A 24304-nucleotide genomic window follows, 5' to 3' on the forward strand; every position below is an offset into this window, starting at 1 on the left:
CCGGTAGCACGGCGTGTCGGGACCGGCGGGACCCGGCGCGCCGCCTACGTCACTGCGCGCTCGTGTGCGGCTTGTTAGACTGGGTGCCATGAGCCTGCCCCCAGATCCTTTCCACCATGACCCCTCGACGCCCGGTGGCGGTACAGCCACCATCGAGCGCACTGAGCTCGCCCAGGAACTCGAGGCCGGCGACAGGGAGCGCTTTGCCCACTACGTGCGCAAGGAAAAGATCATGGAATCGGCGCTCAGCGGAGACCCGGTCATCGCCCTGTGCGGCAAGGTCTGGGTTCCGGGCCGGGACCCGAACAAATTCCCGGTGTGCCCGGACTGCAAGTCCATCTACGAGGGACTCACCGGCGGCGGCGACAAGTCGGATAAGAAGTAACCGCCGTTTTCACTTCCTGCAGTTCCACCTGCCTTTGGCGTGCCCTCGCGGCGCGTGCCACCGCTAGCCCTTAAGGAGGCATGCCCGTGAGCGATACGCTCTTCAGCATCGGCGAGAAGCTGCCGATGGAAGACAAGCTGCCGCCGGCGTACCCGGAACGGGCCGCCTGGGGCACCGTGACGAAACTGCGCCAATGGCAGTCCGAGGCGCTGACCAAGTACTTCAGCGACTCGCCGCAGGATTTCCTGGCGGTGGCAACCCCGGGTGCCGGCAAGACCACGTTCGCGCTGCGCGTGGCTGCAATGCTGGTCGAGGCCGGAACCATCAACCGGATCACCATTGTCTGTCCCACCGAGCACCTCAAACGCCAGTGGGCAGATGCCGCGGCACGCATCGGGCTCTCGATCGACCCGAACTTCAAGAACTCCGACGGGCGCCACGGAGCCGGCTACATCGGCGTCGCCGTGACGTACGCGCAGGTCGCTTCCAAGCCGCTGCTGCACCGCGCCAAGACCGAAGCGGCCCGCACGCTGGTGATCCTGGATGAGATCCACCATGGCGGAGACGCGCTGAGTTGGGGAGAAGGCATCCGCGAGGCCTTTGAACCGGCAGCCCGCCGGCTCGCGCTCACCGGCACCCCCTTCCGTTCCGATACCGCTTCCATCCCGTTCGTGGACTACGTCGAGGATTCGGCCGGCATCCGCCGCTCCAAGGCCGACTACACCTACGGCTATGGCAACGCGCTGAAGGACCATGTGGTGCGCCCGGTGCTGTTCATGGCGTACTCCGGGCACATGCGCTGGAAGACCAGCTCCGGGGAAGAAATGGAGGCCCAGCTCGGCGAGGGCTTCACCAAGGACATCACCGCCCACGCCTGGCGCACCGCGCTGGACCCGGCCGGCGACTGGATCCCCTCGGTGCTGGCCGCTGCCGACAAGCGGCTGACCGAGGTCCGCCGCACCGTGCCCGATGCCGGCGCGCTGGTGATCGCCACCGACCACGAGGACGCCCGCGCCTATGCGGCGCAGCTGAAGGCCATCACCGGGCAGGACATCACGGTGATCCTCTCCGACGATGCCAAGGCCTCGGAAAAGATCGAGGAGTTCTCCGACGGGGATGCACGCTGGATGGTCGCCGTGCGCATGGTGTCCGAAGGCGTGGACGTGCCCCGGCTGTGCGTCGGCGTCTACGCGACATCGACAGCGACCCCGTTGTTCTTCGCCCAGGCGATCGGACGCTACGTGCGCTCTCGGCGCCGCGGCGAGGTGGCCAGCGTGTTCCTGCCCTCGGTGCCGATCCTCATGGAACTGGCGAACCAGATGGAGCTCGAGCGCGACCATGCACTGGACCGTCCGGAAAAGCACCTCGAGGACCCCGACTTCGTGCCCGAAGAAGCGCTCATGGCCGAGGCGAATCGCGAGGACAAGGCCTCGGATGAGCTGAACAAGCAGAAGTTCGAGGCCCTGCACTCGCAGGCTTCCTTCGACCGGGTGCTTTTCGACGGCGGCGAATTCGGCACCGGCGGTGCGGCGGGTTCCGAGGAGGAGCTGGATTTCCTGGGCATCCCCGGGCTGTTGGACGCCGAGCAGGTCGGCGTGTTGCTGCGCCAGCACCAGGCCAAGGCCGTCACGAAGCAGAAGTCCTCACGCCAGACGGCCGAACCGGAGCCGTCGGTCATCGACCACCGCCAGCTCATGGAGCTGCGCACCCAGCTCTCCAAGAACGTCGCTGCGTGGAGCGCACGCACCGGGACCCCGCACGGTGTCATCCACACCTCCCTGCGCGCGGCCTGCGGCGGCCCGGCCGTGGCCCAGGCCAACGCGGACCAGCTCACCTCGCGGCTGGCGAAGCTGCAGAACTGGTTCATCGGGCGCAAGTAGCTGTTGCACGGCCATGTCCCCGCGCGGATGCGGGACGGGAGCGGTGCCTTGTGCGGCGTTCTTCCCGGAGAGCAATCAGCCCAGTGTCAGCACTGTGACCCTGGCGTCCTGCAGCCCGGCCACGACTTCGGCAACGGATTGCGGGTGCACAGCGGCGCTCAGCGGCAGGATCACCGTGGTATCCAGTCCCTGGGCCACTGCATCCAGTGCCGTGGCACGTACGCAGAAGTCCGTCGCGATGCCCACGATGTCCACCGAGGTGACACCTGCTGTGCGCAGCCAGTCCCCGAGCAGCATGCCTGATTCGGAATCACTTGCCTCGCCGTCGGCGGCCAGCCGGGCCTCGAAGCCCGAGTAGGCTGCGGCGAAGCGGCCCTTGCGGAACCGCGCGCCGACGTGCCCGAGCGCCGGGGAGAGGCCCGGGTGGAAATCGGCCCCCGGCGTCCCGGCCACGCAGTGCACCGGCCAGGAGTCGATGAAATCGGGGGTGTCGGAAAAATGCGTGCCCGGGTCGATGTGCCAGTCCTGGGTGGTCGCGATGTGCCCGTAGTCCGCCGAGCGCACGGCGAGATCCGTGGCTATGCCCGCCGCGACTGCCGCACCGCCGGCCACTGCCAGGGCGCCGTGCTCGCAGAAGTCGTTTTGCACGTCGATGATGAGCAGCGCGCGCTCGCTAGCGTCCATGGGTGAACTCCGTCGGGATGACCGGCTCCCCGCGCTGGAGCCGGCGGGCCATGCCCGGCATCTCGGCGATCGAGTCCTTGTGGCGTTGGGTGGCCCGGGCGACGCCTTCGGCCCCTATCCAGCCCGGTGCCAGCACGCCATCGGCCACGAAGTGGTGCAGCAACGTGCGGTCGTTGCCGTCGGATGCCGGCGGTTCGCCGATGCCGATGACCTCGGTGGTGGCGCGGCCGCGCTCGTTGAGCCGGCGCAGGGCGAACTTGCGCCCGCCAATGCTGACCTTGTTCTCCGCGGCCTTGGCAACGTCGATGAATTCGCCGGCATCGTTCTGGCGGCTTACCAGCTTGTAGACCATCGACGCGGTCGGGGCGCCCGAACCGGTGACCAGCGAGGTGCCCACGCCGTACGCGTCGACGGGGGCCGAAGCCAGGGCGCCGATGGCATATTCGTCGAGATCGCTGGTGACCACGATGTGGGTGTTCTCGTTGCCCAGGTCATCGAGCAGCGTCCGCACCCAGCGGGCCTGTTCGACCAGGTCGCCGGAGTCCAGCCGGACGGCGCCGAGCTCGGGTCCGGCGGCCTCCACCGCGGTGCGCACCCCGGTTTCGACATCGTACGTGTCGACCAGCAGCGTCGTGTCGGCTCCCAACGAGGCGACCTGCGCCTCGAAGGCCGCGCGCTCGGAATCGTGCAGCAACATGAAGGAGTGCGCCGCCGTGCCGACGGTCTTCAGCCCGTAGCGCATCCCGGCCTCCAGGTTGGAGGTGGAATCGAAACCGGCGATCAGCGCGGCACGGGCCGCGGCGACGGCCGATTCCTCCTGGGTGCGGCGGGAGCCCATCTCGATGCAGGGGCGGGTGCCGGCGGCGGCGATCATGCGCGAGGCGGCGGAGGCGATGGCAGAATCGTGGTTCAGCACCGAGAGGATGAACGTCTCCAGCACGCAGGCCTCCGCGAACGTGGACTCCACGATCAGCACCGGCGAGTTCGGGAAATAGATCTCGCCCTCGGCGTAGCCATAGATGTTGCCGCTAAAGCTGAAGTCCGCCAGGTAGTCCAGCGTGAGCTGGTCCACGACGCGGGTGGAGGCGAGGAACCCAAGCTGGGCGGGGGAGAAGCGGAAGTGCTTAATGCCTTCCAGGATGCGTCCGGTGCCGGCCACCACGCCGTAACGCCGGCCATCGGGCAAGCGCCGGGCGAAGGCCTCGAACACCGAGGGGCGGTGCGCCGTGCCCGAATGCAGTGAGGCCTGCAACATGGTCAGCTCGTAGTGGTCGGTAAAGAGGGAGGTGGGCTGCTGCCACATCGGTGGGGCTCCTGAAGGGATGTCGTGCCCGCCGGGCGGCGCAGGGCCGCTGTCCCGGTGGAGGGGCGTTCGCTTACCCGTCCCACTCTAGTCCCCGGCCTCTGCCCGCCGGCTGCCCGGTGTCGGCGGTGCGTCGTAGAATGGTTACATGTCCGTCATTACAGCCACCCCCGACGTGCTCCCCGTCGAGGATCTGGGCCTGCTCCAGGAAACCGCCGTTCCGTATGTCCTGATCGTCTGGAACGACCCGGTGAACCTGATGAGCTATGTGAGCTATGTCTTCCGTTCCCATTTCGGCTTCAGCGCGGCCAAGGCCGACACGCTGATGATGGAGGTGCACCAGCAGGGACGCTCGGTGGTCTCCACCGGCAGCCGCGAGAAGATCGAAGCCGACGTGACGGCGATGCATACCTACGGGTTGTGGGCCACGCTCCAGCGCGCGGATGCGAGCTGAGGGGCATGGCACGGGCTTTCAAATACACCCCCCGCGGGCTGAGCGCACAGCTTGACAAGGCCGAACGGCAGCTGTTGCGCGGCCTCTTCCAGGACGTCATCACGTTGCTGGAGCCCGAGCGACGCAAGGACGAGGACCCGCTCTGGGCCATGGTGGGACTGGATCCCGACGCGCACCGCGCTGATTTCGCCCCTCCATCCGACCGCGCCGTCAAGCGCCTGCTGCCCGATGCCAACCCGGACGACGCCGCCGCGTCGCTGGAGTTCCGCCGGCTGACCGAACGCACGCTGCGCGAACGCAAGCTCGGGGCGCTGCGCGAGGCCGCGCTCGCCGTCGAATCGCGCGCGCTATTGCTGGACATCGCAGCGGCACCGCGCTTCGCCGCGGCACTCAACGACGTGCGCCTGGTGCTGGCCCAGCGCCTGAGCCTGGAGACCGAGGAGGACGCCGAGGCGATCCATGCCCAGGACGACTGGTCGAAGGCCGAAACCACCGACGATTACCTGGCCCTGGTCTACAACTTCGTCACCTGGTTCCAGGAATCGCTGATGCAGGCGCTGGCGCTTTCGCTGTGACCTGGCCGACAATGTGCCCGACGTCATTCGTTGAACCCCCCGAAACGCAGTAGTCTCGATAAATCATGACTAGTGCTGCACAGGTGCGCCGGAACCGGACCGCCTCACCCACACCCCGGGCCGAGGCTCCACTGGGCATCTTCGATTCCGGGGTAGGGGGACTGACCGTCTCGCGCGCCATCATCGACCAGCTGCCCCACGAATCCACCATGTACGTGGGGGACACGGCCAACTCGCCGTACGGTCCGCTGCCCATAGCGCAGGTGCGGGCCAATGCCCTGGGCGTGATGGACGAACTGGTCGATTCCGGGGTCAAGCTGCTGGTCATCGCCTGCAATTCGGCCTCCGCCGCCGTCCTGCGCGATGCCCGCGAACGCTACACGGCCCGCTACGGGATCCCCGTGGTCGAGGTCATCCAGCCGGCCGTGCGGCGCGCGGTATCCGCGACCCGCAACGGGAAGATCGGTGTCATCGGCACCGAAGCCACCATCGGATCCCGCGCCTACGAGGACGCCTTCGCCGCGGCCCCGCACCTCTCGATTCATTCCGCCGCCTGCCCGCGCTTCGTCGAGTTCGTCGAACACGGCATCACCGCCGGACCCGAACTGCTTCAAACCGCGGAGGCCTACCTGGCCCCGCTGAAGGCGGCCGGGGTCGACACGCTGGTGCTGGGCTGCACCCACTACCCGCTGCTGACCGGCGTCATCTCCTATGTCATGGGCGACGATGTCACCCTGGTCTCCAGCGCCGAGGAAACGGCCAAGGACGTGTACCGCGCCCTGTTGCGCCACGACCTGGCCCGCGCGGGCACCGGCACCCCCGAACACCAATTCATCGCCACCGGCGACGCCGCCTCCTTCGAGGTCCTGGCCCGCCGCTTCCTGGGTCCCGAGGTGCTCTCCGTGGAGCACGTCGCCCACGTGGCCGCCCACTATCCCACCGGCTCGTTTCCGCGGATCACCCCGGAAATGATGGCCCAAGCACAAGCGAGCGTGTCATGAAGCTGACCATCATCGGCTGTACCGGTTCCTTCCCCGGCCCCGGCTCCCCGGCCTCCTGCTACCTGGTCACGGCGTTCGACGGTGAACGCGACTGGAAGATCCTGCTCGACATGGGCTCCGGCGCGCTCGGCGTGCTGCAGCGCTACGTCGACATCAAGGACCTGGACGGCATCTTCATCTCGCACCTGCACCCGGACCACTGCATGGATTTGTGCGGGATGCACGTGGCCATTCACTGGGACCCGAACGGCTGGAACAGGGACCGGATGCTGGTCTGGGGTCCGGAAGCCACGGCGGACCGCATCGCCACCGCCTATGGGCTGCCGCTGGATCCGGGCATGCACGAGGACTACGACTTCCAGCACTGGGTCCCGCGCGAACCGGTGCACCTTGGCCCGTTCAAGATCACCCCGGTTCCCGTGCTGCACCCCATCGAGGAGGCCTACGCGCTGCGCGTGGAAGCCACCGAGCCCATGGTCGACGGCACGCTGCGTACCTCGGTGCTGACCTACTCGGGGGACACCGACTCCTGCGACGGGCTCATCGAAGCCGCACTGGATTCGGACATGTTCCTCTGCGAAGCGGCCTTCGAGGAGGGCCGCGATGACGGCATCAACGGCGTGCACCTCACCGGCAAGCGCGCCGGCATCGCAGCGACGCAGGCCGGTGCCGAGCGCCTGCTGCTGACCCACATCCCGGTGTGGACAGACATCAATACGGTGGTGAACGAGGCGAAGGAAGTGTACTCCGGGGGCATCGCGGTGGCCGTGTCCGGCGTGACCTACGGCGTCTGGTCCGGATCCCAGCTGGGCACCCCGAAGTCGCTGCCGACGGCACCGGTCTCGATCGTGCGTCCGGCTCCGAACCGCGAATGGCCCGGCGTCGCGTCCACGTAGCGGAAGCGCAAAGGCTGTGGGCGTGCCGATGCCGACTAGACTTGAAGCCATGACTTCAGCATCGACTTCAGCAGCAACGCGCGCCGACGGCCGCTCCACCGACCAGCTCCGCGACGTAACCATCACCCGCGGCTGGTCCCAGCAGGCCGAGGGTTCGGCCCTCATCGAATTCGGCAACACCCGGGTGCTGTGCACCGCATCGTTCACCGCCGGGGTCCCGCGCTGGCTCAAGGGCGAGGGCACGGGTTGGGTTACCGCAGAATATGCCATGCTGCCGCGTGCCACCAACACCCGCAACGGCCGCGAATCGGTCAAGGGAAAGATCGGTGGGCGCACCCACGAGATCTCGCGCCTGATCGGCCGCTCGCTGCGCTCGGTCATCGACACCAAGGCACTGGGCGAAAACACCATCGTGCTCGACTGCGACGTGCTCCAGGCCGACGGCGGCACGCGCACTGCTGCCATCACCGGTGCCTACGTGGCACTGGCCGATGCCATCGCCTGGGCCAAGTCGCAGAAACTGATCAAGGCCAACGCCACCGTGCTGACCGACTCGGTGGCCGCGATCTCAGTGGGCATCATCGACGGCACCCCGATGCTCGACCTGCCCTACGTCGAGGACGTCCGTGCCGAAACCGACATGAACGTCGTGGTGACCGGCTCCGGCGACTTCGTCGAGGTCCAGGGCACGGCCGAGGGTGCACCGTTCAACCGCACCGAGCTCGATGCACTGCTTGACCTGGCACTTGTCGGCACCACCGAGCTCGCCCGGATCCAGCGCGAAACCCTCGGCGCATGAGCGCAGCCCCCCGGCTGGTGCTCGCCACCCACAATCAGGGCAAGTTGAAGGAGCTGCGCGAGCTGCTGCGCGGACAGGTCCCGGGCCTGGACGTCGACACGCAAGTGATCGATGCCGCTGCCGCCGGAGCCCCGGATGTCGCTGAAACCGGCACCACGTTCGCCGCCAACGCGCTGCTCAAGGCCCATGCAGTAGCGAAGGCCACCGGCCTGCTGGCCATCGCCGACGACTCCGGGCTGGCCGTGGACGTGCTTGGCGGCGCGCCGGGCATCTTCTCCGCGCGCTGGGCAGGGCGCCACGGCGACGATGCGGCGAACCTCGACCTCCTGCTGGCCCAGCTCTGCGACATCGCCCCCGAACACCGTGGTGCGTCGTTCGTGTGTGCGGCCGCGCTGGCCACACCCGCAGGCTCCGAGGTCGTCGAACTCGGGCACCTGAGGGGCACGCTGCTCACCGCCCCGCGCGGCGATGGCGGTTTCGGCTACGACCCGATTCTGCTTCCGGCGGGCCTGGACCGCAGCTGTGCCGAGCTGGAGAGCGCCGAGAAGAACGCGATCAGCCACCGCGGCACTGCCTTCCGGGCACTGCTGCCGCGCATCATCGCCGAACTCGGTATGTGACTCGCTTGAGTTCAGGGCGGCATGGAAGTGGGAAACCGCAGGCCATGCCGTCCTTTCATGCCCTGGGCACTTCGGATGCCGGTGCGGGGTGCACGGATGGAGCCATGACGCCCGGTGAGACGCCCCTGTGCCGGGTCGGAGCGAACCCGCCTGATCCGGCCCCGCCCGGAATATGGCCGGCACCCTCGCCCCGGTGGCGCAGCTGCTCGAACGCGGCCCGGAGCCGGGACGGGCCACGGTGCTGGTGGGCGCGAACGGATCGGGCAAGTCGACCAGGGTGGAGGCCATCGCGCAGGCCTGCGGATTGAGCGCCGAGGGCGGATCCACCGGCGCCATGCACGCGACTCGGGACACCGGGTCCGGACTGCACCGCCACCTGTGCCTGGAACGAAATCCGGGAACCACCCGCTACGGCTACTTCCTGCGGGCCGAAACCATGCATGGCTGCTTCAGCTACCTGGAGGACAACCCCGCAGGCCCCGACCTGGCATTCCAGGAGATGTCCCACGGCGAATCCTTCCTCGAAACCGCCGCGGGAAAGTTCCGCGGCGGTGGCCCGTGGATCCTCGAAGAGCCCGCTTCAGCGCTCTCCTTCCCTGGTTGCCTGGCGCTGCTCGGGGTGTTGAAGGACCTGATCGGGCTGGGCGATTCACAGGTGATCCCCTGCACCCATTCGCCGATCCTGGCGGCCCTGCCCGGTACCCGGGGCCACGAGGTCGGCGACCGGCGCCTGCGTGAACGCCAGCGGGCGGAACTGGACCTGGTCCAGGGCTGGCGCTCCTTCCTCGATGCCCCGCAGCGCTTCCTGCGCCACCTGTAGCCAGCTGCCCTGCTCAGGACTCAAGCAGCTGGCGCAGGACGTATTGAAGGATGCCGCCATGCTTGTAATAGGCCTCTTCCGCCGGTGTGTCGATGCGGACATCGACGGTGATTTTCCGCGAACCGGCCGGTGATTCAACAAGCACGAGAACGTCCTTCGGCAGTGCCCCCACCCCGGCCAGCCCGGTGATGGAGAAGGTTTCCTCGCCCGTGAGCCCGAGGGATTCGGCAGAGTCGCCGGCTTTGAACTGCAGCGGCAATACCCCCATCCCGATCAGGTTGGAACGGTGGATCCGCTCGAAGGAGGTGGCCAGCACGGCCTTGACACCGAGTAACAGGGTGCCCTTGGCCGCCCAGTCGCGCGATGAACCGGAGCCGTAGTCAGACCCGGCCAAGATCACCAGCGGCGTCCCGTCCTGACGGTAGCGCTGGGCGGCATCGAAAATGCTTCGTCGGGACCCATCGGGCAGGTAGCGGGTGAATCCGCCTTCCACGCCCGGGACCAGCTTGTTACGCAAGCGCACATTGGCGAAGGTTCCTCGGATCATGACATGGTGGTTGCCACGCCGCGAACCGTAGGAGTTGAAGTCCCGCGGATCCACGCCCAACGACACCAGGTATTCCCCTGCCGGGGAGTCCTTCCTGATGGATCCGGCAGGTGAAATGTGGTCGGTGGTCACCGAGTCGCCCAGATGGGCCAACACCCTCGCTCCGGTGATGTCAGCAAGATCCGTTGGCGCGGGCCCGACCCCGTCGAAATACGGCGGGCGCTGCACGTAAGTGGAGGCGGGGTCCCACGTGAAGCGGTCGCCCTCCGGGATCGCCATCGAGCGCCAGTTCTCGTCCCCGGCGTAGACATCGGCGTACCCGTGGGTGAACATCGAGGCCTCAAGGTTCGCATCGACGACCTCCTTGATCTCCGCGCTGCTCGGCCAGATATCGCGCAGATACACCGGATTCCCGCCGGTATCCTGTCCCAGCGGGTCTTTGAGCAGGTCAGCATGCATCGTCCCGGCTAGCGCATAGGCGATCACCAGCGGCGGGGAGGCCAGGAAATTCATCTTCACTTCCCCATGGATCCGGCCCTCGAAGTTCCGGTTGCCCGAGAGCACCGAGGCCACCGTCAGGTCGTTCGCGTTTACCGCTGCGCTGACCTCGGGGATCAGCGGGCCGGAGTTGCCGATGCAGGTCGTGCAGCCGTAGCCGACCAGGTTGAAACCCAACGCCTCGAGATACGGAGTGAGCCCGGACCGGTCGCAGTAGTCGGTGACCACCCGGGAGCCCGGAGCCAGCGTGGTCTTCACCCACGGCTTGGAACGCAAGCCCTTTTCCACCGCTTTCTTGGCCAGAAGCGCCGCCCCGATCATCACCTGCGGGTTGGAGGTGTTGGTGCAGGAAGTGATCGCGGCAATGACCACATCCCCGTGGTCGAGGCTGGCCGGGGTCCCGTCGAGGACGAGCTCTACCGGGTCCGAGGGCCAGCTGGTCACCGGCGGCTCGCCGGAGAACCCATGCGGGGGAACGTCGCGTTCGCTGCCGGTGCTGATGGCCACCGGGTCGCTGGCCGGGAACGATTCATCCCCGGCCTCATCGAGTGACGCGGCGACGGCCTCGTCTTGCGGATAGCCGGCCAGCAGCCGCCGGACGGCCTGCTGGGCCGCCTTGAGCGGGATCCTGTCCTGTGGGCGCTTGGGCCCGGCAATGGAGGACACCACGGTGCCCAGGTCCAGTTCCACGATTTGGCTGTAGTCCGGCACATGCTCCGGGTCGTGCCAGAGCCCCTGCTCCCTGGCATAGGCCTCGACCAGCCGGATGTGGTGTTCGGAGCGCCCGGTAAGGGCCAAATAGTCCAGGGTTTCGGCGTCGATCGGGAACAATGAACCGGTGGAACCATATTCGGGGCTCATGTTTCCCAGGGTGGCTCGGGTGGCTAGCGGAACATTTGCCACCCCGGGGCCGAAAAAGTCAACGAATTTACCCACGACGCGAATCTTGCGCAGCAGTTCGGCCACGGTCAGCACCAAGTCGGTGGCCGTGGTGCCCTCGGGCAGTTCGCCGGTGAGCTTGAGCCCGAGCACCTGCGGGATCAGCATGCTCATGGGCTGGCCGAGCATTGCCGCCTCGGCTTCGATCCCGCCCACGCCCCAGCCCAGCACGCCCAGCCCGTTGACCATGGGCGTATGCGAATCGGTGCCGACCAGGGTGTCGGGGTAGGCCTGCTCGCCGTCGGGTCCCTTTCGGGTGAAGACGACCCGGGAGAGGTATTCGAGGTTCACCTGGTGGCAGATCCCGGTGTCCGGCGGGACCACCAGGAAATCGTCGAAGGATTGCTGGGCCCAGCGCAGCAGCTGGTAGCGCTCCTGGTTGCGCTGGAACTCGTACTCGGCATTGCGCGCAAAGGCGTTGCCGGTGCCGAAGACATCGGCGATCACGGAGTGGTCGATGACCAGTTCGGCGGGGATCTGCGGGTTGACCTTGCGGGCATCCCCGCCCAGTTCGGTCATGGCATCGCGCATTGCCACCAGATCCACGACACAGGGCACGCCGGTGAAGTCCTGCATCAGCACCCGGGCTGGGGTGTATTGGATTTCGGGGTTCTGCGCGGATGCAGGGTCCCAGCCTGCCAATGCCCTGATTTGGTCCTGGGTGACCAGTCGGCCGTCCTCGTTGCGCAACAGGTTTTCCAGCAGCACCTTCAGGCTGTAGGGCAGCCGGTCCGAGCCGGCGACCCTGCCGATCCGGTAGATCTCATAGCGCTTGTCATCGACGGTGATGTGGTCTTTTGCGTTGAAACTATTGCTCTTCATCGTGTTCTCCCGTGGATCGATGCCGGGGCGTTGATCCACGGGGGCTTCACCCTGCCCGCCGTGCCGTTCGCCCGTGTGATGTTAGATGCATGGCTACAGGAATCTACAGCCATGCGGCGCCGCCACACCGGAGTCGACAGGTGCTTGCCGCGGCGATCCTGGCGAATTCGTTGGCCACGACATGAGCGGGGATGGTCCGCGAATCAGCGTTGCGTGAATCGCCGGGCCGCAATTCCTTGCGAACTAGCGCAGGGGGATGGGTCGCGCCAATGCTCTAGCGGGCCACCATGATCGCTAATGCGCGTCCGGCTTGGGGTCGGCGTTCAGCAGGATCTTTCCGGTGATCGGTTACATGGTTCTTTCCTCCACGCTGTTGTCCGAAGCCGGTCCCGTCATGAGGCCAGCCTCACTTATCAAGCTATCGCGGCAACGATGGTTTGAACATGGCAGGGCCTCGGCAGTGCGGCGGGCGGGAACCGGCGGAAGCTTGACCGCTGCCTGAATTGGCGCGATTCTTGGCTCTAGGAAGATCATCCAGGGGGCTTTGAACATGAAGAAGTTTTCGTTGACGGCGCTGGCGAAGCATCACCTGGATGATGCACGCCGGGCATCCAGTGGCCGCAGTGCCAGTACGGTTTTCGGAGGCCACGAGCACGTGCTGCGCCAAACCGTCATCGCGTTGGCATCCGGGCGCTCCCTCTCGGAGCATGTGAATCCCGGGGAAGCCACGGTGATGGTGCTGGCGGGGCGGATCAGGCTGGTCGCGGACGAGCAGAAATGGGAGGCCCGGGTGGGGGACCTGTTAGTGATCCCGCCGGGTTCATCCTCGATCCATGCAGTGGAGGATTCCACCATGCTGCTGACTGTCGCCAAATCCGACCGGGTGGCTTGAGGCCACCGGGCCGACGCTACCGTCCTGAACAGGCTAGGTGCGCGGACGGGCCCAGTGCCGGGAGTGCCGGGCATCGAAGACTGCACCGCTCAATGGCGCGTAGGCGTACCATCTGCCGGTCCGGAGGCGTCACCGGCTGCTTCGAATCCCGCTGTGGCCAGCCGGGCGGCATCCGCCAGTGCCTCGAAGGCTGCCGCAGCTAGCTTGTTGGTGGCCGGGAATGGGCCCGAGTTGATGGTATGCCGCCCCTGAAGCGCGCGTAGCCGACCTCGTAGCAGTTGCCGACCTCGACTGCCACCCGCTCGGCCAGGGCCTGGGCGCCGGAAGTATAACCGCCGCCGCCCTCCCAGCGCTCGAGGGCTTCAACGCGTTCGGGGCTGAGCCGGGAATCGGAGTACTCCACCGGGTCGGACAGCCAGAGCACGGTTCCCGCATGGCCGCAGGACAACCTGATCAGCAGGCGTGTCGTGATCGCTGCATCAATCATGCATCCAGCGCATCCATGCTGCGGCGCAGCTGCTTAAAGGTGCGGCCCACATCCCGGGATCCGGATGCGGGCCGCCGCATGGCTTTTGCCTGTGCTCAGGCCTTCTTGCTGTTCTTCGAAAGGGTCGCCTTGAGCAGCTCGATGCCGATCGGGATCAACGAGATCAGCACGATGACGATGAAGATGAGGTCGATGTTGTCCCCGACCCACGCGAACTGGCCGAGCCAGAAGCCAAGCAGCGTCACTCCGACCCCCCAGAGCAGGGCGCCGATCAAGTTGAACACCACGAACGTGCGGTACTTCATGTGGGCGACGCCGGCGATCACCGGAACGAAGGTGCGCACGATCGGCACGAAACGGGCCAGGATCACCGCGCGGCCGCCGAAGCGCTCGAAGAACGCGTGGGCCTTGTCCACATATTCCTTGCGGAAGAAGCGCGAATCGGGCTTGTTGAAGACAGTGGGGCCGGCCTTGCGCCCGATCAGGTATCCGGTCTGGTCCCCGGCGAATGCGGCGACGAAGACGCACAGTGCGAACAGCGGCAGAGATACGTCGATGGCGCCGGTGGCCACCAGCAGTCCCGCGGTGAAGAGCATGGAGTCCCCGGGCAGGAAGAACCCGACCAGCAATCCGGTTTCGGCGAAGACGATGCCGCAGACCAGCAGGATGATCCAGGGTCCAAGGTCCGCGTTGCGCAGGAACACGTCCGGGTTCAGCCAGTCGGGCAGGAAGCTGGCCGTGGGCGGCTGAATGGCGCCAAGGGCCATGGAGGCTTGATGGATCACGTCGATAGTCACGCATCTGATCTTAAGGCACGTCCGAGGGCCCTGGACGCCGGGGGAGGCTCTCGTGTCAGAACTCTCAGCACCTTGCCAGCCGCGGTGACGGGCGAAAACGGTGCGGCAGAGGGTCTTGACGCGGGCAGTTCCCCGACCTAGCTTAGTTACATGAGTAATGAACCAGCTAACGAGGTAACTGACGGATTGGCCGGCTCGTCCTCGGCAGTCAGGGGACATGCAGGTGCTTGAGGATTCAACTCCGATCTTCCAGCAGATAGCCTCCCTCATCGAAAACGACATCGTCGAGGGAATGCTCGCCGAGGAGACCCAGGCCCCCTCCAGCAACGAGTTCGCCTCCTTCTATCGGATCAATCCCGCCACGGCGGCCAAGGGCCTGAACCTGTTGGTCGACGACGGCATCCTCTACAAGCGGCGCGGCATCGGCATGTTCGTCGCACCCGGGGCCAGGGAGCGGCTGCTGGCCCGGAGGCGCGAGGAGTTCATCCTGCGCTACGTCACCCCGGCCGCCATCGAGGCGCGCAAGCTGGGCATCGGCACCGAGCAGCTCACCGCCATGTTCAAAGCCTCGGGCAGCACCACCGAATCCACCACTGGAGCGTGAGTCAATGAAGAAGAGCCAGTCACCGGCCATCGAACTTCGCGGCGTCACCAAGGCCTACCGTGGGCTCAAGGCACTGGACGACGTCGATCTGGTCCTGGAGGGGAACCGCATCTATGGGCTGCTGGGCCGCAACGGCGCCGGCAAGACGACACTGATGGGCATCCTCGCCGGCCAGGGTTATGCCAGCTCCGGAAAGGTGCGGGTCAACGGGGCCGACCCTTTCGAAAACGACGGGGTTCTTTCGCGCATCTGCTTCATCAGGGAATCGCAGAAATACCCGGACGACTTCAATGCCGGCCAGGCGTTCAGGGCCGCGGCGCTCTTCTTCACCCACTGGGACACGGAGCTTGCTGCACGGTTGGCGAAGGACTTCGCGCTGCCGCTGAAACGGCGGATCAAGAAGCTCTCGCGCGGCCAGCTCTCGGCCGTCGGGGTGATCATTGGCCTGGCCTCCCGGGCAGAGATCACGTTCTTCGACGAACCCTACCTGGGCCTGGACGCCGTGGCGCGGCAGCTGTTCTACGACCACTTGGTCGCAGACTTCGCCCTGCACCCGCGCACCATAGTGCTCTCCTCACACCTGATCGACGAGGTCGCCAACCTGCTGGAGCACATCATCCTCATCGACAAGGGGCGCATCGTGCTCGATGCCGAGGCCGATGAGATCCGCGGTTCGGCCGTCACCGTCACCGGCGCCGGGGCCAAGGTCGACCCGTTCATAGCCGGGCGCCGGGTGTTGCATCGCGACGCGCTCGGGTCCCTGGCCTCGGCGACCATCGAGGCGCGGCTCGACGCGGCAGAGCGGGCCCGGGCCGCAGTGCTGGGCCTGGAAATCTCCCCGGTCTCGCTGCAGCAGCTGGTGGTGCGCACGGCGCTCGCGGCCGGGAACAGGACTGAATCCGATCCGGAAATGGAGATGCTCAAATGAACCGCGCAGTGAATGTCGCCCGCATGCAGTTGATCAATAAATGGACCTTCCTGGGCATCCCGGGCCTGATCCTGGCCTCCAGCACCCTGCTGACCTTCGCCATCTGGGCGGTGATCCCGGACGAGGTGGGAACGAAGTACTCCGGTGCCGGCCAGGCGGTGATGTGGTACTTCCTGGCCCTGGGCATCCAGGCGCTGACCCTGACCTTTCCGTTCTCCCAGGCCATGAGCGTGAGCCGCAAGTCGTTCTACGCCGGCACGCTGGGGTTGTTCTCCGTCGTCGCGCTCGGCGTGGCGGTGCTCTACTACGTGCTGGGGCGCATCGAACAGGCTACCCACGGCTGGGGGATGAACGGGCAGTTGTTCGCGCTTTCCTGGGTGGCCGATGCCCCGGCCTGGGTGCAGATCCTGTTCTACTTCGTGGCGATGGTGCTGTTGTTCATGGTCGGCTTCTGGGTCGCCACCGTCTACATGCGCTGGAAGACCACCGGAATGCTGGTGGCCGGACTCGGGTCCGCCGTGCTGCTGGTCGGGGCCATCGCGCTGGCCTCGTTCAACGGCTGGTGGCTGGCGATCGGCAGCTGGCTGGGAGCGCAGACGCCGCTGAGCACTGCGGGATGGGCGGGACTGCTCGCGGTGGTGCTGGCCGCGGGGTCCTATCTGACCCTGCGCCGCGCCATCGCCTGAGTTCCGGTTTGCCCTCGCGCCGGGCCAAACAGCGCCCGGGGCGGCGTGGCACGCGCCACCATTTGCCCAGGGTGTCGGCTGCTGCCGGTATGGTTACCAGGTGGCTTTGGACTTTACGGCAATAGATTTCGAGACGGCTAACGGCTTCAGGGGCTCCGCCTGCAGCGTGGGACTGAGCCGGGTCCGCGGCGGGCGAATCGTCGAGGAGACGACCTGGCTGATGCGCCCGCCGGAGGGTTTCGACCATTTCGATCCGCGCAATGTGCAGATCCACCGGATCACCCCCGAAATGGTCGCTCACCGCCCGCGCTTTGGCGAACTCTTTACCGAGATGGCGGGCTTCATCGGCACCGACGTGCTCGTGGCCCACAACGCCGCGTTCGACCTCGGCGTGATCCGCTCCGCACTGGAAGTCTCCGAACTCTCCGGCCCCGCCTACGACTTCGCCTGCACGGTGAAGCTGGCGCGGCGCAGCTACGAGTTGGACTCCTACTCGCTGCCGTTCGTCGCCGAGGCGGCCGGCGCCCCGATGACCAACCACCATGATGCCGGCGCCGATGCCAGCGCCTGCGCCTCGATCATGATCGACATCTCACGCAAATGTGCCGTGCGGTCGGTGTCGCTGGCTGCCGAGTCGCTGCAGGTCGCCATGGGCCATGCGGCAGCCTATTCGATTGGGGACCCGCTCTCCAAAGCCACCGTCGACGCTCAGGGTTGGGCCCGCTCCGGCCACCAGATGCCGCTGCAGCCGGAGTGGGCGCTCTGGCCTCAGGAGGGCGAGAATCCGGTGCCGAACCCCGACGCGGACCCGGCAAACCCGCTCTTTGGAGAGACCGTGGTCTTTACCGGCAACCTCGGCATCAACCGCCAGGACGCGAAGGACCGCGCGGCGCAGATGGGCGCGCAGACGGCTAGCCGGGTCACCCGGGCCACCACTGTCCTGGTCGCCGGAGACGGATTCGTCCCGGCGGACCTGCGCAACGGACGGTTAACCGGCAAGGCGAAGAAGGTCATCAGGATGCGCGAGGCCGGGCTCCCCGTCTCGGTGCTCTCCGAAGGCGAATTCCTGCAGATGGTCGGTGGCGCCTGGCCCGGGACCGGCCGGCCCGCGGCTTCGTAGCAGCCCGCATCGGGCATCGTAGAGCCCCTCGATGGCTGCTGGCTCCGGGCCTTCGTCCGCCCCGGCGGTGCCCTTGAGTTCAGGCGTCGATGACCAGATCCTCCAGCGGCTTTGAGCAGCAGATCAGGATCTTGCCAGCCGCGATTTCCTGGGGCCGGATGCCTCCGGCGTGGTTCATGTCCACGCTCCCGCTGAGCATCGGGCTCTTGCAGGTCCCGCACATCCCCAACGTGCAGGACGACGGCAATGCGAGACCCGCCGCCAGTGCGGCGTCAAGCACGAAAGAGCCGGCCGGACAGTCGATGGTGCGACCGCTGCGCTCGAACCGGACGCTGAAGGTGCCGGTGGCCGGGTCCCTGGACGGTGCCGCCGGGCCGCCTGCGGGTTCCGCTGCCGGCAGGGTTCCGAGGGCAAAGCTTTCCTCGTGTCGGCGGGCCGGATCGCAGCCGGCGTCATCGAGCATCGTCCGCACCGCCGCCAGGTAGCCGGCCGGTCCGCAGGCGTAGACCTCGCGATCCGCCAGGTCGGGAACCAGCCCGCGCAGCAGGGAGGCATCCAGCCGCCCGTGCCCGGTGCCCCCGGTGCTGCACAGCACTTCCACGCGGATGCCGCTTGCTGCCGGTATGCCCAGCAGCTCCTGGCCGAAGATCAGCTCCGCCGGTGCATGCACGCTATTGAGCAGCACCACGTCGGGCAGCGTGCTCGCCGCGGCGGCCAGCAGGGTCCGGGTGATGCCCATCAGCGGGGTGATGCCGGAGCCCGCCGCCAGGAACAGGTATTTCGGTGCCGGGGCCCCCGCAGCGTTGCCGAGCCCCTCCGGGGTGAAGGAACCCAACGGGCCATGGACCTGCACCAGGGAGCCCGGGAGTATCGATTCGTGCAGCCAGGCCGAGACCGGTCCGCCGGGAAGCCGCTTGACGGTGAGCTCCACGACGGCGGCGTGGGCGGAGCCGGAACTGATCGAGTAGCAGCGCGACGCATCGGCCCCGGGCAGCCCGGTAGACAGCGTCAGGTACTGTCCCGGTGCCCAGGCGAATCCGTCCCCGGCAGCCGGTTCGAACGTGTACGTCTTCACCTCTGCGGTCTCGGCGCGCACTCCAGTGCAGCGCAGCACGTGGTCTGCCGGGTCATCGGGTCCGAAGGGTGCAGGGGCGCAGATGGCCGGCACCGGCATGGCCTCCGCTGCCTGCAACGCGACGGACATCAGATCACCCCGGGATCGGCTGCAATGCCGGCGCGCAGCCGGTTGGCATACCAGGAGCAGAACGCCTCTACCTGGTACTCATTGGGTGCATACGGGCCCGGCTCGTAGGCCGGGCTGGAAACACCGAGCTGGGCGCGTTCCACGAAGGTGCCGTCCTGCTTGTTGGTCTGGTGCCAGACCCGCTTCAGCTCCTCCAGGTCGTAGTCCTGCCCCTCGACCGCGTCCTCGTGGACCAGCCAAGTGGTCCGCACCAGCGTCCGGTCGGCCGCCAGCGGGATCACCGAGAACGTCACTGCGTGGTCGGAGAGGACGTGGAACCAGGCATTGGGTTGCAGGTGCATCGACAACCGGCCCAGCTTGGGTTCGGTGAAATCGCCCAGCAGCCGGCGCGAGACGGCCGAGCCATCGGGGGTAAATGATTCACCGGCGCCATCGAGCGGTTCACGTTGGATCCGGTAAGCAGTCAGCGGCTGAACCAGGTCCTCGAACTCCTCGAACGGAAGTCCGTGCTCGGCGCAGGCACGGTGCAGGTCGGCCTCGGCGCGCAGATAGCGTTCGTGTGCCGGGAGCAGCCGGGCGGGCAGCTGCGCGGGATCGTATCCATAGGTCGGGAACAGCGAGCAGGAGAGCTCCGGATGGCCGTCGCAGTGGTAGCACTCACGGTTGTTCTCCATCACCAGCTTCCAGTTGCCCGCCTCGATCAGGTCCTCCTGCGCGGCGACCTTCGTGCGTGTCAGTGCGTGCGGTTCGAGGTACGGGGTGATGCGGGTGGCCATGTCGTCGAAGTCAGCCGGTGGCTCGTCGGCCAGGCAGATGAACAGCAGCCCGGCCACCGAGCGCACAGCCACTTTGCGCAGGCCCAGCGGGGAGCGGTCGAAGTCTGCCGGCTGCGAGTCGGCGTGGAGCAGCGAACCATCGGTGGAGTAGGTCCAGTGGTGGTAGCCGCAGACCAGGTTGCCGACCGATCCGCAGGCATCGTTCAGGATGCGGGCACCGCGGTGCCGGCAGACGTTGTGCAGCGCGGAGACCCGCTCGTCGTCATCGCGGACCAGGATCACCGAATACGGGCCGATCTCGAGGGTGACATAGTCGCCGGGCTCCGGGATTTCGGCGTCTGTCGCGGCAAAGAGCCAGTGCTTGGCGAACACCTCGACGATGTCCAGGTCGAAGACCTCGGGCGAGGTGTAGAACGGGGCCTGAAGGCTCCTGCCCGCGACCCGGTCGACGATGAGCCCGGCCAGCTCGGGGGATAGCGGCTTGCGTGGTGCGCGGCGGGTACGCGACGGGGTGGTGGTCATGGTGTTCATCCTTCGGCTGGGGTCACGGGTGGGGCTGGCGAGCGGTGCGTTCGGGGCTACATGGGCAGGCATAATCGCAGCGCGTCGTAGATGGCGGCATGGATGTTTCGGCTGGACACCGCGTCCCCGATCCGGAACAACGCAAAGCCGGCCGAGCCTTCGGCGCGCGGTTGCCCAAGGCCCGCCAGCAGCGCCCGCTGGTCGACCTCCCCGGCGTTGGACGAATCGGCGAGCAACTCGAAGTAGAGCTCGTCGTTGGGCAGCGTCCCGTGCTCGACGACCACGAGGTCCACCGTGCGCGTGCTCTCCAGCCCCGAGTATTCGCTGTACAGCACCGCGGTGAAGCGGCCGTCCGGTTCCCGGGTCACCGAGCGCAGCCGGTGCGCCAAGGTGATCGTGACATCGTGTTCGGAGAAGGCGCGCAGGTAGGCCGGGGAGTTCATGGAGCCGATCTCGGGGGCCAGCATGCGTTCGGGGGTGACCAGCTCCACCCGGGCCCCGGCGACGGCCAGCGACTCGGCGGCGTCCATGCCCGGCTCGGCCCCGTTGTCGTCGAAGACCAGCACCGTTTCCGGGGCCGTGCCAAGCTGGCCGAGCACGTCCCAGCAGTCGGCAACCAGATCGGCCCCCCGGGCCAGGAAGGAGGTGTTCGGCATGCCGCCGGTCGCGATCAGCACCACATCGGGATCCTCGGCAAGCACCGTCTGCCGATCCGCGTACACGCCGTAACGGAACTGGACCCCGGCCTGGGCGGCCTCGGCCACGCGCCAGTCGATGATGCCCTGCAGGTCCCGTCGGCGCGGCGACGAGGCGGCGATCAGCACCTGCCCGCCGGGTGCGTCGGCGGCCTCCAGCACCACCACGTCATGGCCGCGCTCGCCGAGCACCCTGGCGGCCTCGAGCCCGGCCGGTCCGGCGCCGACGACCACGGCCTTCTTCCGCGGTGCAGCGGCCGGGGGCACCGTGTGCGAAAGCGTCAGCTCGCGGCCGGTCGCCGGGTTGTGGATGCACTTGGCGTCCCCGGAGGCGTAGATCGAATCCAGGCAGTAGTTGGCTCCCACGCAGGGGCGGATCCGCTCCTCCGCCCCGGCCATCAGCTTGGCTACCAGGTGCGGGTCGGCGATCTGCGCGCGGGTCATCCCGACCAGGTCCAGCAGCCCGCTGCCCACGGCATGGCGCGCCGTGGCGATGTCGGCTATCCGCGAGGCGTGCATGACCGGGATGTCCACCGCCGCCTTGATCCCCCCGGCGAAGTCCAGGAACGGGGCCGAGGCGGTGCCCATCGACGGGATGACCTTCGCGAGCGTGGCATCGGACTCGATGCTGCCCTTGATCACCGACAAGAAGTCGATGCCGTCGCACACATAGTGGCGCAGCGCCTCCAGCGCCTCCTCGCGCCCCAGCCCGCCCTCGCGGTCCTCGTCCATGGCCATGCGGATGCCGAGGATGAATTGAGGTCCCACGGCGGCGCGCACCGCCTGGATCACCGCCCGGGGGAACGCCATCCGGTTTTCGAAGCTGCCGCCCCATTCATCGGTACGGTCGTTGGTGGCAGGGGAGAGGAACGCGTCCATGAAGTGTCCGTAGGACTGGATCTCGATGCCGTCCATGCCGGAGTCGCGGCAGCGCACAGCGGCCGCCGCATAGTCGTTGATCACGCGTTTGAGGTCCCAGGGCTCGGCGACCTTCGGGAAGGAACGGTGGGCCGGTTCGCGCATCGCCGAGGGATAGATCGCGGGCAGCCAGTCGCCGGCGTAGTTGCTGGTGCGCCGGCCCAGGTGGGTGATCTGGCACATGACGGCGGCTCCCTCGGCATGGACCTCCTCGGTGAGCCTGCGTAGCCAGCCGGTGATCTCCTGGCGATGCAGCTGCAGGTTCCCGAAAGCCGGCGGGCTGTCGGGAGAGACCACGGCGGAGCCGCCGATCATCAGCAGGCCCGCGCCTCCCCGGGCCCGCTCCACGTGGTAGGCGCGGTAGCGGTCGGTGGGCATCCCGTCCTGCGAGTAGGCCGGTTCGTGGGAAGTGCTCACTATCCTGTTGCGCAGCTTCAGGTGCCTGATCTCGAAGCCATCCAACAGGGGATCGTTGATGCGCATGCGGTGTTGCCTTCCCCGGTGCGGATCCGGCGTTGCGCGAGACCCTTTTCCCCCAGTGTTGCCCGGCCGAATGCTGAATAATAGCAAATGAAATCGCAAGATACCGTGTAATGTTTTTACATGATTGATTCGCGGCTCCACGTGCTGAGGGTGTTGGCATCCCACGGCACCGTCACCGCCACCGCCAGGGCCTTGCACTACACGCCCTCTGCCGTTTCCCACCAGCTCAGAGGGCTTTCCGAGGACCTCGGAGTGGAGCTGCTGGTGCCCGCCGGGCGCGGAGTGAAGCTGACGCCCGCCGCCCGGATCCTCCTGGCCCACGCCGATGAGCTGTTCGCCCGCTGGGAACACATCCGCGGGCTGCTCGGCACCGGGGCACCGGGCGCCGCCGGCGTGCTGCGGCTCGCCGGATTCTCCACCGCCGCGGCCGCCCTGCTGCCGCCGGTGGTCAGCGCGCTGCGCACCGCCCGGCCGGAACTTCAGGTGCGGATCATCGAGGCCGATCCGGCCGAATGCTTCGAGCTGCTCTTGGCCGACGACGCGGATCTGGCGGTCATCGTCGCGACCGGCACCACGCCGCAGGCATCGGACAGTCGGTTTGACCAGGACTTCCTGGTCGATGACCCGCTGGAGCTGCTGGTGCCCGAGGGGCACCGGCTGGCGGAGCGGCCCGGGGTGGCGCTGGCCGAGACCGCGGAGGAACGCTGGATCGTGGACCGCCCCGGGCGGCCACACCGGCAACTGGTGTTCAGTTCCTGCGCCGAGGCGGGGTTCACCCCGGTGATCGCCCACGAGGCGGCGGAGTGGGATACCGGTGCGGCCCTGGTGGCGGCGGGATTCGGTGTCTGCCTGGTGCCGCGGTTGGCGAGGCTCCCGGCCGGCTACGGCATCCGGAGGGTACCGCTGCTCGGGGACCCGGCCCCGTCACGCCATATCCGCACCGTGGTGCGCAGCGGCAGCGGTGCGCAGCCGCTGCTGGCCCAGGCCCTGGGGGTGCTCGGCGATACAGCAGCCGCAGCACGCCGGATCACCGGAGGATCCGGTGGCGCCGGTTAGGAGCCCGTTGCCGCCAGCCAGCGTGCGTGCATGCCGGTAACCAGGGGAGCGATGGACAGGGAGGCTTCCCACCCGGCCGGCAGGGCCTGGGTGCCAAGCACCGAGGCGATAAGCGCTGCGGTGAAGGAGGCCTCGTCCGGACCCGCGCCTGCTGCGATCGAGGCATTCAGAGCGGCGGGGAGCCGGGTCCCGGACGGCCCGCCGGCCGACAACGCGGCGCTGGCCACGGCGACCGCCCGGCGCAGTGCGGCCATGGCCGGTCCGTGCTGCCCGCTGCCATCGAGCATCGACGTCCACCGGGTCACGGCGGCCATGTCCGCTTCGATGCCGGAGCGCACCATCAGCGCCGCCAGTGACGCGGCTCCGTGCGCGGCATCCGTGCCGTGGGTCAGAGCCGCGGCACCGGAGGCCAGCCGGGACGTGGTTTCGGCATCGACGCGCGGCAGCAGCGCGATGGCGGCGGCGCGAGGCAGGACGCCGGGCCCGTCGGCGTCGGGGAAGACGCGGCGCCCGGTGCTGGACATCTGCGCAGAGTCCAGTCCGGAGCGTGAGCGGGGGTCGGCCGGGGAACCGATGGGGCCCAAAGCGCCGAGCTCGTCATCGATCCAGCGCGTCAGCGGTTCGGGGGCGGAGAGCGGGAACGCACCGGTCACCGCCTTGTACCAGCGCAGCCCGGCGAGCCACATGCAGGCGGTTTCATCCGAGGCGACACCCTCGTTGGCCCACTCGATGGCTTCGAGCAGCCCGTCCATGATGAACAGGGCAAGGGTCTCGGACTCACCCGGGCCGGTGGCATCGGAACCGGCCCCGGCCCCCAGGGCGCCGGCGGCAAGCACTGCCAGCACGCGGTCGGAAAAATCGGCGGTGGGCACGAGGGCGCGGGAATCAGTCACCGAACCATTCTAGTGGCGCG

The 24304-nt window shown here is 67.6% G+C and carries 24 protein-coding genes; 15 read left to right on the top strand and 9 right to left on the bottom strand.

What is annotated here, in order from left to right; translation table 11 throughout:
* Window positions 1–88: 88 nt before the first annotated feature.
* Together E9229_RS12680 and E9229_RS12685 are read left to right on the top strand one after the other, a co-directional pair.
* Window positions 89–385 (top strand): DUF3039 domain-containing protein, encoded by a 297-nt coding sequence (locus E9229_RS12680; RefSeq protein WP_183511675.1) that lies wholly within the window; start codon window positions 89–91, stop codon window positions 383–385.
* An 80-nt stretch (window positions 386–465) separates the two neighbouring features.
* Entirely contained in the window at window positions 466–2265 is a 1800-nt protein-coding gene (locus E9229_RS12685) for a DEAD/DEAH box helicase (protein ID WP_246380487.1), read from the top strand.
* A 75-nt stretch (window positions 2266–2340) separates the two neighbouring features.
* Here E9229_RS12685 and E9229_RS12690 read toward each other — a convergent pair whose 3' ends face one another.
* Both E9229_RS12690 and E9229_RS12695 read right to left on the bottom strand, forming a co-directional pair.
* Window positions 2341–2949, bottom strand: a complete 609-nt coding sequence (locus E9229_RS12690) for an isochorismatase family protein (RefSeq protein WP_183511676.1) — start codon at window positions 2947–2949, stop codon at window positions 2341–2343.
* Window positions 2939–4252 carry a nicotinate phosphoribosyltransferase gene (locus E9229_RS12695; RefSeq protein ID WP_183511677.1) on the bottom strand — a complete coding sequence of 438 codons (1314 nt, stop codon included), beginning with the start codon at window positions 4250–4252 and terminating at the stop codon, window positions 2939–2941. Before E9229_RS12695 ends, E9229_RS12690 begins: the two co-directional genes overlap by 11 nt.
* Window positions 4253–4400: 148 nt before the next feature.
* Between E9229_RS12695 and clpS the strand changes: the two genes are divergently transcribed.
* From clpS to E9229_RS12730, 7 genes are all read left to right on the top strand, one after another.
* Entirely contained in the window at window positions 4401–4706 is a 306-nt protein-coding gene (gene clpS, locus E9229_RS12700) for an ATP-dependent Clp protease adapter ClpS (protein ID WP_183511678.1), read from the top strand.
* Window positions 4707–4711: 5 nt separating this feature from the next.
* The gene (locus tag E9229_RS12705) at window positions 4712–5281 is read left to right on the top strand and encodes a DUF2017 family protein (protein WP_183511679.1); all 570 of its coding nucleotides are present in this window, start codon (window positions 4712–4714) and stop codon (window positions 5279–5281) included.
* Window positions 5282–5346: 65 nt separating this feature from the next.
* Window positions 5347–6282 carry a glutamate racemase gene (gene murI / locus E9229_RS12710; RefSeq protein ID WP_183511680.1) on the top strand — a complete coding sequence of 312 codons (936 nt, stop codon included), beginning with the start codon at window positions 5347–5349 and terminating at the stop codon, window positions 6280–6282.
* Complete coding sequence (locus E9229_RS12715) at window positions 6279–7178, top strand: MBL fold metallo-hydrolase (protein ID WP_183511682.1); 900 nt, start codon at window positions 6279–6281, stop codon at window positions 7176–7178. Before murI ends, E9229_RS12715 begins: the two co-directional genes overlap by 4 nt.
* Window positions 7179–7227: 49 nt before the next feature.
* The gene (gene rph, locus E9229_RS12720; protein WP_183511683.1) at window positions 7228–7977 is read left to right on the top strand and encodes a ribonuclease PH; all 750 of its coding nucleotides are present in this window, start codon (window positions 7228–7230) and stop codon (window positions 7975–7977) included.
* Window positions 7974–8597 (top strand): RdgB/HAM1 family non-canonical purine NTP pyrophosphatase, encoded by a 624-nt coding sequence (gene rdgB, locus E9229_RS12725; RefSeq protein WP_183511684.1) that lies wholly within the window; start codon window positions 7974–7976, stop codon window positions 8595–8597. Before rph ends, rdgB begins: the two co-directional genes overlap by 4 nt.
* A gap of 172 nt (window positions 8598–8769) precedes the next feature.
* Window positions 8770–9417 carry an AAA family ATPase gene (locus E9229_RS12730; protein WP_246380488.1) on the top strand — a complete coding sequence of 216 codons (648 nt, stop codon included), beginning with the start codon at window positions 8770–8772 and terminating at the stop codon, window positions 9415–9417.
* 13 nt (window positions 9418–9430) lie between these two features.
* Here the strand turns inward: E9229_RS12730 and acnA are convergent, their stop codons facing one another.
* Window positions 9431–12223 carry an aconitate hydratase gene (gene acnA, locus E9229_RS12735; RefSeq protein ID WP_183511685.1) on the bottom strand — a complete coding sequence of 931 codons (2793 nt, stop codon included), beginning with the start codon at window positions 12221–12223 and terminating at the stop codon, window positions 9431–9433.
* Between the two features lie 550 nt (window positions 12224–12773).
* Between acnA and E9229_RS12740 the strand changes: the two genes are divergently transcribed.
* Entirely contained in the window at window positions 12774–13115 is a 342-nt protein-coding gene (locus E9229_RS12740; RefSeq protein ID WP_183511686.1) for a cupin domain-containing protein, read from the top strand.
* Between the two features lie 199 nt (window positions 13116–13314).
* Here the strand turns inward: E9229_RS12740 and E9229_RS12745 are convergent, their stop codons facing one another.
* On the bottom strand, window positions 13315–13602 hold the full coding sequence (locus E9229_RS12745) for a hypothetical protein (RefSeq protein WP_183511687.1): 288 nt from the start codon (window positions 13600–13602) through the stop codon (window positions 13315–13317).
* A gap of 95 nt (window positions 13603–13697) precedes the next feature.
* Window positions 13698–14369, bottom strand: coding sequence for a VTT domain-containing protein (locus E9229_RS12750; RefSeq protein ID WP_183512050.1), 672 nt, complete (start codon window positions 14367–14369; stop codon window positions 13698–13700).
* 247 nt (window positions 14370–14616) lie between these two features.
* Between E9229_RS12750 and E9229_RS12755 the strand changes: the two genes are divergently transcribed.
* The 4 genes from E9229_RS12755 to E9229_RS12770 all read left to right on the top strand — a co-directional run bounded on the left by E9229_RS12755 (window position 14617) and on the right by E9229_RS12770 (window position 17737).
* Entirely contained in the window at window positions 14617–15003 is a 387-nt protein-coding gene (locus E9229_RS12755; protein WP_183511688.1) for a GntR family transcriptional regulator, read from the top strand.
* 4 nt (window positions 15004–15007) lie between these two features.
* Window positions 15008–15931 carry an ABC transporter ATP-binding protein gene (locus tag E9229_RS12760; RefSeq protein WP_183511689.1) on the top strand — a complete coding sequence of 308 codons (924 nt, stop codon included), beginning with the start codon at window positions 15008–15010 and terminating at the stop codon, window positions 15929–15931.
* Window positions 15928–16617: a hypothetical protein gene (locus E9229_RS12765; RefSeq protein WP_183511690.1), complete on the top strand. Its 690-nt coding sequence runs from the start codon at window positions 15928–15930 to the stop codon at window positions 16615–16617. The genes E9229_RS12760 and E9229_RS12765 overlap by 4 nt, the downstream gene beginning before the upstream one ends.
* A gap of 100 nt (window positions 16618–16717) precedes the next feature.
* Window positions 16718–17737: an exonuclease domain-containing protein gene (locus tag E9229_RS12770; protein WP_183511691.1), complete on the top strand. Its 1020-nt coding sequence runs from the start codon at window positions 16718–16720 to the stop codon at window positions 17735–17737.
* Window positions 17738–17816: 79 nt separating this feature from the next.
* Here the strand turns inward: E9229_RS12770 and E9229_RS12775 are convergent, their stop codons facing one another.
* From E9229_RS12775 to E9229_RS12785, 3 genes are read right to left on the bottom strand one after another with little or no spacing between them, the layout of a single operon-like run.
* The gene (locus E9229_RS12775) at window positions 17817–18941 is read right to left on the bottom strand and encodes a flavin reductase family protein (protein WP_246380489.1); all 1125 of its coding nucleotides are present in this window, start codon (window positions 18939–18941) and stop codon (window positions 17817–17819) included.
* The gene (locus tag E9229_RS12780) at window positions 18941–20239 is read right to left on the bottom strand and encodes an aromatic ring-hydroxylating oxygenase subunit alpha (protein WP_221184454.1); all 1299 of its coding nucleotides are present in this window, start codon (window positions 20237–20239) and stop codon (window positions 18941–18943) included. Before E9229_RS12780 ends, E9229_RS12775 begins: the two co-directional genes overlap by 1 nt.
* 56 nt (window positions 20240–20295) lie before the next feature.
* Complete coding sequence (locus E9229_RS12785; protein ID WP_183511694.1) at window positions 20296–22335, bottom strand: oxidoreductase; 2040 nt, start codon at window positions 22333–22335, stop codon at window positions 20296–20298.
* Window positions 22336–22455: 120 nt separating this feature from the next.
* Here E9229_RS12785 and E9229_RS12790 point away from each other — a divergent pair, with 120 nt between their 5' ends.
* Window positions 22456–23391: a LysR family transcriptional regulator gene (locus E9229_RS12790; RefSeq protein WP_183511695.1), complete on the top strand. Its 936-nt coding sequence runs from the start codon at window positions 22456–22458 to the stop codon at window positions 23389–23391.
* Here the strand turns inward: E9229_RS12790 and E9229_RS12795 are convergent.
* Complete coding sequence (locus E9229_RS12795) at window positions 23388–24284, bottom strand: ADP-ribosylglycohydrolase family protein (protein ID WP_183511697.1); 897 nt, start codon at window positions 24282–24284, stop codon at window positions 23388–23390. The genes E9229_RS12790 and E9229_RS12795 overlap by 4 nt on opposite strands.
* Window positions 24285–24304: the final 20 nt, after the last annotated feature.

The sequence above is a fragment of the Paeniglutamicibacter cryotolerans genome (genome assembly GCF_014190875.1).
In the GTDB taxonomy this organism is placed as follows: domain Bacteria; phylum Actinomycetota; class Actinomycetes; order Actinomycetales; family Micrococcaceae; genus Paeniglutamicibacter; species Paeniglutamicibacter cryotolerans.

What these genes read in the sequence shown, in the direction of transcription:
- E9229_RS12680 (WP_183511675.1), top strand. Translation starts at nt 89, where the DNA reads ATGAGCCTGCCCCCAGATCCTTTCCACCATGACCCCTCGACGCCCGGT.
- E9229_RS12685 (WP_246380487.1), top strand. Translation starts at nt 466, where the DNA reads ATGCCCGTGAGCGATACGCTCTTCAGCATCGGCGAGAAGCTGCCGATG.
- E9229_RS12690 (WP_183511676.1), bottom strand. Translation starts at nt 2,949, where the DNA reads ATGGACGCTAGCGAGCGCGCGCTGCTCATCATCGACGTGCAAAACGAC.
- E9229_RS12695 (WP_183511677.1), bottom strand. Translation starts at nt 4,252, where the DNA reads ATGTGGCAGCAGCCCACCTCCCTCTTTACCGACCACTACGAGCTGACC.
- clpS (WP_183511678.1), top strand. Translation starts at nt 4,401, where the DNA reads ATGTCCGTCATTACAGCCACCCCCGACGTGCTCCCCGTCGAGGATCTG.
- E9229_RS12705 (WP_183511679.1), top strand. Translation starts at nt 4,712, where the DNA reads ATGGCACGGGCTTTCAAATACACCCCCCGCGGGCTGAGCGCACAGCTT.
- murI (WP_183511680.1), top strand. Translation starts at nt 5,347, where the DNA reads ATGACTAGTGCTGCACAGGTGCGCCGGAACCGGACCGCCTCACCCACA.
- E9229_RS12715 (WP_183511682.1), top strand. Translation starts at nt 6,279, where the DNA reads ATGAAGCTGACCATCATCGGCTGTACCGGTTCCTTCCCCGGCCCCGGC.
- rph (WP_183511683.1), top strand. Translation starts at nt 7,228, where the DNA reads ATGACTTCAGCATCGACTTCAGCAGCAACGCGCGCCGACGGCCGCTCC.
- rdgB (WP_183511684.1), top strand. Translation starts at nt 7,974, where the DNA reads ATGAGCGCAGCCCCCCGGCTGGTGCTCGCCACCCACAATCAGGGCAAG.
- E9229_RS12730 (WP_246380488.1), top strand. Translation starts at nt 8,770, where the DNA reads ATGGCCGGCACCCTCGCCCCGGTGGCGCAGCTGCTCGAACGCGGCCCG.
- acnA (WP_183511685.1), bottom strand. Translation starts at nt 12,223, where the DNA reads ATGAAGAGCAATAGTTTCAACGCAAAAGACCACATCACCGTCGATGAC.
- E9229_RS12740 (WP_183511686.1), top strand. Translation starts at nt 12,774, where the DNA reads ATGAAGAAGTTTTCGTTGACGGCGCTGGCGAAGCATCACCTGGATGAT.
- E9229_RS12745 (WP_183511687.1), bottom strand. Translation starts at nt 13,602, where the DNA reads ATGATTGATGCAGCGATCACGACACGCCTGCTGATCAGGTTGTCCTGC.
- E9229_RS12750 (WP_183512050.1), bottom strand. Translation starts at nt 14,369, where the DNA reads ATGGCCCTTGGCGCCATTCAGCCGCCCACGGCCAGCTTCCTGCCCGAC.
- E9229_RS12755 (WP_183511688.1), top strand. Translation starts at nt 14,617, where the DNA reads ATGCAGGTGCTTGAGGATTCAACTCCGATCTTCCAGCAGATAGCCTCC.
- E9229_RS12760 (WP_183511689.1), top strand. Translation starts at nt 15,008, where the DNA reads ATGAAGAAGAGCCAGTCACCGGCCATCGAACTTCGCGGCGTCACCAAG.
- E9229_RS12765 (WP_183511690.1), top strand. Translation starts at nt 15,928, where the DNA reads ATGAACCGCGCAGTGAATGTCGCCCGCATGCAGTTGATCAATAAATGG.
- E9229_RS12775 (WP_246380489.1), bottom strand. Translation starts at nt 18,941, where the DNA reads ATGTCCGTCGCGTTGCAGGCAGCGGAGGCCATGCCGGTGCCGGCCATC.
- E9229_RS12780 (WP_221184454.1), bottom strand. Translation starts at nt 20,239, where the DNA reads ATGACCACCACCCCGTCGCGTACCCGCCGCGCACCACGCAAGCCGCTA.
- E9229_RS12785 (WP_183511694.1), bottom strand. Translation starts at nt 22,335, where the DNA reads ATGCGCATCAACGATCCCCTGTTGGATGGCTTCGAGATCAGGCACCTG.
- E9229_RS12790 (WP_183511695.1), top strand. Translation starts at nt 22,456, where the DNA reads ATGATTGATTCGCGGCTCCACGTGCTGAGGGTGTTGGCATCCCACGGC.